We start from the raw sequence: 10,893 nt of genomic DNA on the forward strand, positions 1-10,893 counted from the left end.
AATCCGGTTGTTCAGGTACTTGCGATCGACATGGCGGATTGTGTGCTCTGGCCCGAGCCGGTCGTTGATCTCGCCGATCACCTTGGCGTAGCTGTGCGCCTTGTCAGTGACGATGGTCAGGGGCTGATACAGGCGAACGGTCTCTCGGGCTTGCCGCAGAAACGCCCTTGCAGCCTTGGCATTTCGCCGCGCCGTCAGCCGAAAATCGATCAACTGGCCGAGCTGATCGACGGCGCGCCATAGATAACACCAGCGTCCACCGACGCGGATGTAGGTCTCATCGACATGCCACTGCAGCCCGCGCCAGGAACGATGGCCACCATAGGCCCGTTTGCGGATCTCGGGGCCGAACTTCCTGACCCAGCGGTGGATCGTGGAGGCATCGACCGTCACCTCGCGCTCGGCCAGCAAATCGCGGACGTCGCGGCACGAGAGCGGGTAGCGACAGTACCAGCGCACCGCTAGAAGGATGATCTCCCGAGGAAAACGATGCCGCTCGAACGGATTCTTGCGCTGTGCCATCGGACCCCCCATCATTACCAACCCAAGGAATTTGCGGTGGTCGGGCAGTTAATGCAACGGACCCCCTCAGAGTTATCTGATTGCTACGGCGTCAGAAACACCACCCCGCAAACTTGCTTAGAATCTCAGTGAACTAATTTTATCTTCCGAGAAGAACTCCTGCATGGCAGTATGTTCAGTCGCTAAAACCACAAGTGTCATTCCCTTCTTAATCAAACCTTTTGCCGCGTCGATTTTTGCAGCATAACTTGCGATCGGAACGTTTTTTTGCCCCGCAACCGATATCACGTGGTCTACTGCTGCAATCACACGCGGAGCGGTAATATCATTTTCTCCATAGGCCACTGCGAGATCGGCAGGCCCTATAAAAACACCGCTTAGCCCGTCTACATCTGTAATGCTGTCAATATTGTCGACCGCATCCGGGTCTTCTATTTGAACAATGACGGTTGGCTCACTGGACGCTTTCAAATGCTCGGGCATCTTTGTTCTACCAAAGGCCCCTGCCCTATTCGTCGTGGCAAATCCCCGTCCTTCGATTCCGTAGCGTGCCGACTGAACCACTAATCGGGCCTGTTCCGCAGTACTGATATGCGGAACGATCACGCCATCGGCTCCCATATCTAACACCTGAAGAACACTCGACGGACGATCATCGGGAATTCGGACAAGAACGGGCGTCGCGGTCGATCTCGCAGCAAGTATGGCACGATCAAGCTCCGCCGGACCAAAAACCGAGTGTTCTGCATCCAGCAAAATCGCATCAATCCCGGTAGCGCCCAACACTTCAATCACCATATGATGAGGCGTTTTCACGAAAGTGGTGATCAATGGAGGCCCTTTGCGCAATCTCTGGTGAAAACTCATGTTTTATTCCTTTTTTTCGCAATCAGGCGCTATGTCTTAGATAGTCGGCGTAGGTCATTGAAATGTCATCAGCGGCATTCTGAGCGTGACTAAGAACCTCCCTCACAAAATCTTCAGTCGAACCCAAATTTGTAAATTGTGACACTACAAGTGCTAGGCGAGTTTTGTCGAAATGGTCCCGCACAGGGACGCTGAGAGAAATCAGCCCCTCCTCAAGTTCGCCATCGGAGATAGCATAGCCTTGCGCGCGGATCTGAGCAGCTTCTCTCAGCATTGCTTGAGGTCCTGTTATTGTGCGCTGGCTTAACGGCTGTGGCTCGTATCGCACGTACCATGCCAAAATCGCCTCATCGTCCATTGCCGACAGTAGAACCTTTCCACCGGAAGACGCATGGGCTGGAAGTTGGTCACCCAAGGCGAGTTGTGATGCATAGACCCTGCGGGAAGGGTCCCGGCACAGGAACAGAATTTCGGCCCCGTTTAGCGATACAACAGAACAAGGACGGTCAATCTTGGCGGATAGACAGCGCACTTTTTCAGCGAGAATAGATAGGATGGACTTCGAAGAAAGTAGCGCACGCGAAATGGCCAGTGGTTTGACCGTCAGCGTGTACTCGTTCCCCTGCTTCTCCAAATACCCCATAGCTTGAAGCGTTAATATCAAGCGGCGTGCAGTTGCCCGGCTTGTACCTAAATGGTCGGCAGCAGTTTGATAACTGATGTGTTGAACATCTGCACCAAACATTTCGAGAATGGCCATACCTTTTGCCAATGTCAGGGAATAGTCCTTCGGGTTTTGCCGCAGGACATCCTCTGGAAATGGAGGTGAGGAGTCGGTTGTTCCTGCGCCCATGATCAGTAAATCTTTGGCTCTGGGACAGAATAGCCGGCAGATGTCTCCAAGAAATCAAAATCACACCCATTGTGGGCCTGGGACACATGAGTTGCATACATCTGGCCGAAACCGCGCTGATAGGGCGCTTCGGGTTTCTGCCAAGCTTCGCGGCGTCGGGCCAGTTCTTCGTCTGATACATCCATGTGGATCCGCCGACCTGGAATATCCACGGTCACTAAATCGCCGGTTTGCAACAAGGCAAGCGGTCCCCCGACATGGGCCTCGGGTGAGACGTGCAATACACATGCCCCATAGCTCGTGCCGCTCATGCGTGAATCCGACAGACGCAGCATGTCGCGAACGCCCGCCTTCACCAGTTTACCCGGAATAGGAAGCATACCCCATTCCGGCATCCCCGGCCCCCCTACCGGCCCGGCATTGCGCAAAACCAGAACGGTGTCTTCAGTGACATCCAGATCATCTGAATCGATGTTATCTTTCAGGTCTTTGTAATCATCAAACACCAATGCGGGGCCGGTGTGGTGCTGAAACTTTTCACTGCAGGCCGACGGTTTGATCACGCAGCCTTCTGGCGCAAGATTGCCCTTAAGAACCGCCAGCGCGCCTTCGGCATAGATAGGGTTGTCGATGCTTCGGATCACGTCGTCATTGAACACCTGCGCAGTGGCGATATCCTCTCCAAGCGAACGCCCCGTGACCGAGATCATATCCAAGTCGAGGTGCTGTTCGATCTGTTTCATCAAAGCGGGCAGACCCCCGGCATAAAAGAAATCCTCCATCAGATATTCTTCACCGCTCGGCCGCACATTCGCGACCACTGGCACCTTGCGACTAAGGCGGTCAAAATCGTCGAGTGTAACATCAACACCTGCGCGCCGGCCCATTGCCAACAGGTGAATAATAGCATTCGTCGAACAGCCCATTGCCATCGCCACAGAGATGGCATTCTGCACGGAATTCTCACACAGAATGTCAGAGGGTTTGAGGTCCTCCCACACCATATCCACAATTCGGCGACCGACATTCTTGCTCATCGCAATGTGATTGGAATCTGCGGCAGGAATGGATGAGGCACCGGGCAGTGTCATCCCAAGCGCGTCTGCGATCGCCGTCATCGTCGAAGCGGTGCCCATCGTCATGCAATGCCCATAGCTTCGTGCAATTCCGCGTTCCACACCTTCCCAATCAGCCTTGGTAATCTGGCCCGCGCGCAGTTCGTCCCAGTATTTCCAGCTATCCGAACCGGAGCCCAGCGTTTTGCCCTGCCAATTGCCGCGCAGCATCGGCCCCGCTGGCAAATAAATCGTTGGAACATCCATGCTGATTGCGCCCATGAGCAGACCCGGCGTGGTTTTATCACACCCCCCCATCAGGACAGCGCCATCAATCGGATGCGAGCGGATCAGCTCCTCCGTCTCCATCGCCAGCAGATTGCGATAGAGCATAGCCGACGGTTTGACAAACTGCTCGGCAAGCGAAATCGCGGGCAGTTCCAGTGGGAAGCCTCCCGCTTGCAGGATACCGGTTTTGACCGATTCAGCACGCTGCTTGAAATGAGCATGGCAGGGGTTGATATCGGACCAAGTGTTGATGATCGCGATGATCGGGCGGCCCTCCCAATCTGTCGGATCATAGCCCATTTGCCTCATGCGGGAACGGTGGCCAAAGGTGCGCAGGCCGGGATCGCCGAACCAACGATGAGACCGAAGGTCCTCTGGTTGCTTAGTCATCTTGATCTCCATTAGTTCGCTAGTACGAGCCCGAAAGGCCGAACATTATTACCAGGATCGCAGCCCCAAGCAGGTAACCCGCAATATCTGCAGCCAAATCGCTTCGATGGCTAAGCTTGAGGCGGTTTTGGTCTTCGTCATCATGGTTCATCGGGAAAGCACCTCAGGTAAGAACAGCGCAATCTGGGGGAAGAACAAGACCAAGAGCACGCCAACAATTTGCATGAGAACAAACGGCCAGACTGAGGCGAATATCTCTTGCAAGGTGACATCAGGGGGCGCGACGCTTTTCAGGAAAAAGCAGGCCGGACCGAATGGCGGCGTCAGATAGTAGATCTGGATATTCATGGCAAACAGCACGCCGAACCAAATCGGATCATATCCCAGCGACGTGACCACCGGTGCAAAGATCGGCACTGTGATGAACACGATCGCAATCCACTCCATGAATGTCCCTAAGACAAAGACGATTGCCATCATGAGAAGAATTATGAGCACTGGGTGCCAGTCCAACCCGGACAGAACGCCTTGCAGGAAACGACTCCCGCCGATGATGTTATAGATCCCAACAAGACTTACAGCGCCAAGCACAAGCCAAATAACCGAGCCCACCGTCAACACGGTCTGACGGAAGGCATCGCGGATCATGGCATAGCTCATCTTACCGCGTAGGATGGCGACGAGAATAGCCGCAAAGGCGCCAATCGCTGCTGCCTCAGTAACCGAAGCAATCCCCGAATAGATTGTCCCCATAACACTGGTGATCACAAAGAGCGGCGCAATTAGACTTTTCAACGCATTTAACTTACGGCCTGACGTATGCTCGTCGCGTAGCGGCACCGGGGCCATTTCCGGATCGAGGCGGCACCGCGTGTAGATGTAAAACATATAGATCGTGGCTAGCATCAGGCCGGGCATAGTGCCGCCTAAGAACAGGTCCGAGATCGAAACGTTTGCGGTGACGCCGTAGATAATCATCACAATGCTTGGCGGAATAAGGGTGGCCAAAGCGCCCGATGCACAGATGATCCCAATCGATAGTTTGCGATTATATCCCAAGCGGAACATCTGGGGTAACGCAATCATCCCGAGCATGACGATCTCTCCCCCCATGATCCCGCTCATAGCGGCGAGAAACACAGCCACCACGCAGGTCTGAATGCCCAGCGAGCCGGGGAACTGGCCGCCAAGCTCGGCCATGGCATCAAACAAACTTTCAGCGATGCCCGACCGCTCAAGGATTCCTGCCATGAAGACAAAAAGCGGCACGGCAACTAATGAGTAGTTCTCTAGGACGTGGTAGACATTACTGGAGACCAGAAACAGGCCAGGAATGCCAAAGTAGATTAGCGAGGTTGCAACGGAGACCAGTAGCGTCGCGATCCCAAGTGGCGTTCCGAGAACCATCAAAGCCAGCAGAGCTAGAACGATGATTGCAGTTACTAGTGCGATGCTCATAGCGCCATCTTCTCTGGTTCGGCCCGAGCGTTGGGATCGTAGGCCTCAGGGGTATATCCGGTAGCGATAAGCACAATATTCGCGAGCGTTTGGGCGAACCCTAAAATAGCCCCAATGAACAAAGCTGGTTTCAAAATGGCGGGCATCGGTGGGTTGAAGGCGCTCCCGGTTCGCTCAAGTCTTACGATTGCCTCATAAGCCGATTCATAAGTTGATGTTGCCAATGCTGCGAAGGCAATAGCGGTAAGAGAAAGCGTCAGATAATCGAGAACCTTCTTGCGCGATGGACGGACCATGTCGTGCAGAAAGGTTATCGCGATATGCCGGTTTTGCTGCCCGACGTATCCCACTGACAGGGCCCAGGCCATGGCGCAAAGCGTCAGTGTCACCTCAAAGGCCCAATCGGATGGGGCATTAAAAAAGTACCGCATCACAACTTCGCGCAAAGCCACCAACAAGGATATTAAGTAGAGTGGCGCGCAGGCATACCCGATGCCGATACTGAACCGTGAAATGTACAGGCTAAACGCTTGCATTTGATGACCTTCCATTGCCGCCAAAAGGCGGGCCAGAACCCCTGCCCTGACCCGTTTGGATGTATCAGTCTTCCAACAAACCGATCAGGCGCAGGTATTCTTGCTGCGCTTCAAAGACCATCGCAGCGTCTTCTGATTGCTGCGCTGCGCGTTCCCAGGCAACTGCGGCTGCTGCGCGAAAAGCCTGCCGGTCTTCCGCAGACCAATCAACCACTTCAATACCTTCGCGGGTGGCAAGTTCGGCCGCGGTACGGCGGTCTTCAAGATCTGCCGCGCGGCGGATGTCATCATAGGCCGCATTGTACCAGACTTCGATTATCGTGCGATGCTGTTCGCTCAATGCTTCCCACGTCTTCTTGTTAAGGGAAAAACTGTGAACTGCTTGTGAATGGATGCCAGGGTAGATCGGCGATTTGGCAATGCTATGGAGGCCAAGCGCCTCGTTGTTCACAAGCGCGCTTGCGTCGGCGCCATCGACGAGCCCCGTTTCGAGCGCAGTGTAGACTTCGCTAAATGGAAGGCTCACTGGAACGGCACCAACCTCACGGAAGACCTCGGCGGCCAGTCCTTCGGGCGCCCGGATTTTCTTACCTTTCATATCTGCCAATGTGCGGATGGGATCTGTGACAACCAGCGCTTCGCGTGCGTAGGGTCCACAACCAATGACCTGAAGATTGTCGCCAAAATGGTTGTCATACAGTGTCTGCAGAACTTCCCGACCCTTATCGTTTCGGCAGAAAGTCTGGCCTTGATCTGGGGAGTCATAAGCTGCAATCAGGTCGCCAAAGAGCGCAAAGGCAGCATCTTGCCCCGCAAAATAGTTTGCAGTCGTCATCTGGCCGTCAATGATCCCGGCAGACACGGCCCGAGGCGTTTCCCGGTGCGGGATCACCGCGCCAATCGGCAGCAACTCGACGTTCAACTCACCTGCAGACATCGCTTCGAGTTTCGGCAACCAGATTTCGTTAAAGCGGGTCAGAACAAAGTCGCCAGCATTCTGTGCGGTTTGAATACGAAGTGTTGTTTCGGCAGACGCGGGCACAGCGATGGCAAGCGCAAGAGCCCCAGCAGCAAGATTACGGAATTTCATTTTGGCATCTCCTCCATGACATGACAGGCATACTGTGGGTTCCGGATCCTACATCTGTCAAAATATTAGTCCCTGCGTGCGATTATCGTACACCTACGCAAACCCGGAACCGAAGGGGTCGGCGGTACTACCCAAATAGAGATACATTCGCCTGCTTTCGAAATCGGGCCACTTTGCGATCACCGCAAGATTTTAGACAAAGGCGGATGTGTCCCTTATATGTTAATCCAACACCGCCCGCTCCGCCCTGTTCGGATAGGTCCACAGTTTCAACGGTTACCGACCACCGGAGGTGGCCCAGACCGGCAACTTAAGTAAGCTGTCCAGGTCGTCAGAGAGCGCTGCGCGCTGCTAGGTTACCTGCAACCCCATCCCGTAGCGGCGCTTTCTCCTGCAAAATGCCTTATTAACCGCCGGACCCTGCCGTTTTTCCATATGTCCAATAAGTTTACATTATCGGACATAATGGAATACCCTCGCAGCCATGGCAGAAAACAACGAAAATCCGCATCCATCAGCATCGAACAAGGCTCTCCCAGACGAGAGTGAGGCGCATGAGAGATTGCACAGCGACGCTCTAACACTCCCCTCCCATGTACCAGGTTCTGGGACGCTCGACCGTCTGATCGATACAGCGCGCAACTATGCCAAGAGGTCGACTGCAAAAAACACCAACAAGGCCTACGCCGCGGACTGGAAGCACTTTGCCCGCTGGTGCAGATTAAATGGCACAGCCCCCCTGCCCCCGACACCTCAGGTGATCGGCCTCTACCTGACCGACCTGGCCGCCCCGACTGGAGCGATGCCTCCTCTATCTGTTTCCACCATCGAGCGCCGCCTGTCCGGCCTCGCGTGGCATTACGCGCAACGTGGGTTCACCCTGAACCGAAAGGATCGCCACATCGCGACAGTGCTCGCCGGATTAAGTGCAAGCATGCGCACGCCCCGGTGCAGAAAGAAGCAATCTTGGCCGAGTACATTCTCGCGATGGTGCCCACCTTGCCCTACGATCTGCGTGGCCTCCGGAACCGAGCCATTCTGCTCCTCGGCTATGCGGGCGGTCTGCGTCGGTCGGAAATTGTCAGCTTGGATGTCCACAAGGGCGACACGCCGGGCTCGAGCGGTTGGATCGAGATCTTCGACAAGGGTGCCCTGCTCACGCTGAACGCTAAAACCGGCTGGCGTGAGGTTGAGATTGGCCGCGGCTCTAGCCACCAGACTTGCCCTGTTCACGCGCTCGAGCAATGGCTGCACTTCGCGAAGATCAACTTCGGCCCAATCTTTGTCAGCACCTCGCGGGATGGCAAACGCGCATTAGATGCGCGACTGAACGACAAGCACATCGCACGCCTGATCAAGCGCACGGTCTTGGACGCCGGAATTCGGTCCGACCTACCTGAAAAGGACCGGCCCGCGCTTTTTTCCGGTCATTCCCTGCGTGCCGGCCTCGCCAGTTCGGCAGAGGTTGATGAACGCTATGTCCAGAAACAGCTCGGCCACCCTTCGGCGGAAATGACCCGCCGCTATCAACGCCGGCGCGACCGATTCCGAGTGAACCTGACGAAGGCAGCCGGGTTGTGACGAGGATCAGCAGTCTTCGGACTTTATGGCCAAAAGCGAGGTAACATGACGAGGGAGTTCGCTTCGGGAATGGAGGATATCCACGATGATGACCTCGTCCGATCGATCTAGAAAGACCAGGAAATGCTCCCCTGCCCTTATGAATCGCAGATCTTCGACATCATCAACGAGAACTGCGCAACTCCGACTATGGGCTTGGCCATTCAGAATACTTTCACAGCGGTTGATCAACTCAGCCTCGTAAAGCTCTGCTTGCCGCAGCCCAAAATTTTCGATCGTCCATCTCGCGATTTCATTGAGGCTTGATTCCGCACGATGCGTCAGCCGGAACGATCGGCTCATAAACGCGTGCGCGCCGTCGTAAAGGCCCTACGGATCGCATCTTTGCCGCTGCCCTCAGCAAGATCCCCCGCCTTGGCCTGCGCGAGACCTTCGAGAAGCTTTTGGCGGATGCCCGTGATCTGCGCCTCTTCCTGCTCGAGCAGCCTCAAGCCAGCGCGCAAGGCTTCACTCGCATTCTGGTAGCGCCCGGACGTCACCAGGGCTTGAACCAGATGGTCTTGGGTCTCGGTCAGAACAACGTTGCGTGTCACCATGGGTTAGGTCTCCTCTATTGGCAATATGTGCCAATTCCACTCAATGATCAATACGTCACGACGCTTATCCACTGAGCCTAACATAGAAGCTGCGATCGAGATGCGGTTCCCCTGCCCCGGCTCTCTCAACCATGCCCCCAGATATCCGCCCGGAGGCGCAACCTCGCCCGCGCTATGGTTCCCGAAGACGAGTGCAAAAGTGTCCTTTGCTATTTGGATGCCCATTACGGCTTGGTCACATTTTGGATCTTTAATTGGGGTGTATCGCGTTAAATCTGATCTTTGTTTGCACTCCTAGTAAGAGAAGCAGCGCTGTAGGTGTGCTTTTAACAATTTCGTCATTTGTCGCTAGGCGCCAGAAAATCCAGAGGCTCAGGGTTGCACTGTTCACAGCTGTGAACAGCAATCGGGGAGGGGGGGCGACGCAGCAAAAGTTCACAGCTGTGAACTTACCCCCGGTCGCACCTGTAATGCGCGGATCATAGCGCCGCAGGAAAACAAACCGTTCTCGGCTTTTTGAGTAAGCGAACGCAGATAGGCCGATGGGCTCTTGATCTCGGCGAATCTTTCAAGCATCGCAGCAAGTGTCGTTGCAGCTTGCGCCGTGCCCATCCGAGACTGAGCTTCCTTCCATACCTGTCTGCTAATTCCCATCATTGGGCTAACAGCATCCGAAAGACTCACAAGATCATCCCAATGCCGCACGGAGCCTGGAGCAAAGGTTTGTATTTCTTTGCAGGTGCTCAATACTAGCTTTATCGGAGGCGCTTGGTGCGGTGATCTATGGCTTACCGTTGGGGCTTCATTAGCGCCGGTTGCAGCTTCTTCTCTATTATCTATATATTCTTTATTTGAACTCTGATGGTGCTGCTCAATATTAGCGTCGCTGGTGCTCATATTGTCTGATTGTGGCGCGTCGATACAGGTTTTGACTTCTTCAAGCGCTGCGATCATTTTTGCTTTGAGAACGTTTAAATCTTCGAAGCTTAGTCTTCTGCGCAGGTCACGGGCCGTTAGCACGGAGAGGTCGCTCATACGGTCCCATAAGGCCAACTCGGGCTTCAATGACAGCCCATAGGCGACGAAACCTGCAAGGTCGCGGCGCATTAGGCTGACGGTCTCGCGCAGACGTTTGCAGCGAGCCTCTGCATGGGCAAGTTTTTCCGCGATCTCCCTGAACTCATCAAAGCGCGCGACAAGTGGAGTAAGGTCAAACGGGTCCGTTGCATTAACTGCCCGACCACCGCAAGTTCCTTGGGTTGGTAATGATGGGGGGTCCGATGGCACAGCGCAAGAATCCGTTCAAGCGGCATCGTTTCCCTCGGGAGATCATCCTTCTAGCGGTGCGCTGGTACTGTCGCTACCCGCTGTCGTGCCGCGACGTCCGCGATTTGCTGGCCGAGCGCGGGGTGACGGTCGATGCCTCCACGATCCACCGCTGGGTCAGGAAGTTCGGCCCCGAGATCCGCAAACGGGCCTATGGTGGCCATCGTTCCTGGCGAGGGCTGCAATGGCATGTCGATGAGACCTACATCCGCGTCGGTGGTCGCTGGTGTTATCTTTGGCGCGCCGTCGATCAGCTCGGCCAGTTGATCGATTTTCGGCTGACGGCGCGGCGAAATGCCAAGGCTGCAAGGGCGTTTCTGCGGCAAGCCCG

The 10,893-nt window shown here is 55.0% G+C and carries 11 protein-coding genes and 1 pseudogene; 2 read left to right on the forward strand and 10 right to left on the reverse strand.

Translation table 11 applies throughout. From position 1 onward, the window contains the following. The 7 genes from BM229_RS17800 to dctP form a co-directional block, all read right to left on the reverse strand. On the reverse strand, positions 1–522 hold a 522-nt coding region (locus BM229_RS17800; RefSeq protein WP_093928983.1), incomplete at its 3' end, for an IS6 family transposase. 117 nt (positions 523–639) lie between these two features. Beyond that, positions 640–1,389 carry an HpcH/HpaI aldolase family protein gene (locus BM229_RS17805; RefSeq protein WP_093928984.1) on the reverse strand — a complete coding sequence of 250 codons (750 nt, stop codon included), beginning with the start codon at positions 1,387–1,389 and terminating at the stop codon, positions 640–642. A 22-nt stretch (positions 1,390–1,411) separates the two neighbouring features. Next, positions 1,412–2,242 carry an IclR family transcriptional regulator domain-containing protein gene (locus tag BM229_RS17810; RefSeq protein WP_093928985.1) on the reverse strand — a complete coding sequence of 277 codons (831 nt, stop codon included), beginning with the start codon at positions 2,240–2,242 and terminating at the stop codon, positions 1,412–1,414. A gap of 2 nt (positions 2,243–2,244) precedes the next feature. Then, on the reverse strand, positions 2,245–3,975 hold the full coding sequence (gene araD / locus BM229_RS17815; protein WP_093928993.1) for an L-arabinonate dehydratase: 1,731 nt from the start codon (positions 3,973–3,975) through the stop codon (positions 2,245–2,247). A gap of 147 nt (positions 3,976–4,122) precedes the next feature. Then, a complete protein-coding gene (locus tag BM229_RS17820; RefSeq protein ID WP_093928986.1) occupies positions 4,123–5,433 on the reverse strand; it encodes a TRAP transporter large permease in 1,311 nt (436 codons plus the stop codon). Beyond that, positions 5,430–5,885 carry a TRAP transporter small permease subunit gene (locus tag BM229_RS17825; RefSeq protein WP_167360300.1) on the reverse strand — a complete coding sequence of 152 codons (456 nt, stop codon included), beginning with the start codon at positions 5,883–5,885 and terminating at the stop codon, positions 5,430–5,432. The genes BM229_RS17820 and BM229_RS17825 overlap by 4 nt, the downstream gene beginning before the upstream one ends. A 148-nt stretch (positions 5,886–6,033) precedes the next feature. Further along, positions 6,034–7,059: a TRAP transporter substrate-binding protein DctP gene (gene dctP / locus BM229_RS17830; RefSeq protein WP_093928988.1), complete on the reverse strand. Its 1,026-nt coding sequence runs from the start codon at positions 7,057–7,059 to the stop codon at positions 6,034–6,036. A gap of 484 nt (positions 7,060–7,543) precedes the next feature. On the opposite strand from dctP, the pseudogene BM229_RS17835 reads away from it, so the two are divergent. After that, positions 7,544–8,640 (forward strand): annotated as a pseudogene (locus BM229_RS17835) (tyrosine-type recombinase/integrase). Between the two features lie 6 nt (positions 8,641–8,646). Here BM229_RS17835 and BM229_RS17840 read toward each other — a convergent pair. From BM229_RS17840 to repC, 3 genes are all read right to left on the reverse strand, one after another. Continuing rightward, positions 8,647–8,982 (reverse strand): type II toxin-antitoxin system RelE/ParE family toxin, encoded by a 336-nt coding sequence (locus BM229_RS17840; RefSeq protein ID WP_093928989.1) that lies wholly within the window; start codon positions 8,980–8,982, stop codon positions 8,647–8,649. After that, positions 8,979–9,236, reverse strand: coding sequence for a type II toxin-antitoxin system ParD family antitoxin (locus BM229_RS17845; protein ID WP_093928990.1), 258 nt, complete (start codon positions 9,234–9,236; stop codon positions 8,979–8,981). Before BM229_RS17845 ends, BM229_RS17840 begins: the two co-directional genes overlap by 4 nt. Before the next feature lie 435 nt (positions 9,237–9,671). Further along, positions 9,672–10,523: a plasmid replication protein RepC gene (gene repC, locus BM229_RS17855; RefSeq protein ID WP_093928992.1), complete on the reverse strand. Its 852-nt coding sequence runs from the start codon at positions 10,521–10,523 to the stop codon at positions 9,672–9,674. Between repC and BM229_RS17860 the strand changes: the two genes are divergently transcribed. Then, positions 10,517–10,893 (forward strand): IS6 family transposase (locus tag BM229_RS17860; protein ID WP_139226318.1); only part of this gene is annotated, 377 nt, incomplete at its 3' end. The genes repC and BM229_RS17860 overlap by 7 nt on opposite strands.

This window comes from Sulfitobacter dubius (assembly GCF_900113435.1).
GTDB classification, from domain to species: domain Bacteria; phylum Pseudomonadota; class Alphaproteobacteria; order Rhodobacterales; family Rhodobacteraceae; genus Sulfitobacter; species Sulfitobacter dubius.

Bases quoted from the DNA above. Each gene is read 5' to 3' on its own strand.
- BM229_RS17840 (WP_093928989.1), bottom strand. From the start codon at position 8,982: ATGAGCCGATCGTTCCGGCTGACGCATCGTGCGGAATCAAGCCTCAAT.
- araD (WP_093928993.1), bottom strand. From the start codon at position 3,975: ATGACTAAGCAACCAGAGGACCTTCGGTCTCATCGTTGGTTCGGCGAT.
- BM229_RS17820 (WP_093928986.1), bottom strand. From the start codon at position 5,433: ATGAGCATCGCACTAGTAACTGCAATCATCGTTCTAGCTCTGCTGGCT.
- BM229_RS17810 (WP_093928985.1), bottom strand. From the start codon at position 2,242: ATGGGCGCAGGAACAACCGACTCCTCACCTCCATTTCCAGAGGATGTC.
- BM229_RS17805 (WP_093928984.1), bottom strand. From the start codon at position 1,389: ATGAGTTTTCACCAGAGATTGCGCAAAGGGCCTCCATTGATCACCACT.
- dctP (WP_093928988.1), bottom strand. From the start codon at position 7,059: ATGAAATTCCGTAATCTTGCTGCTGGGGCTCTTGCGCTTGCCATCGCT.
- BM229_RS17845 (WP_093928990.1), bottom strand. From the start codon at position 9,236: ATGGTGACACGCAACGTTGTTCTGACCGAGACCCAAGACCATCTGGTT.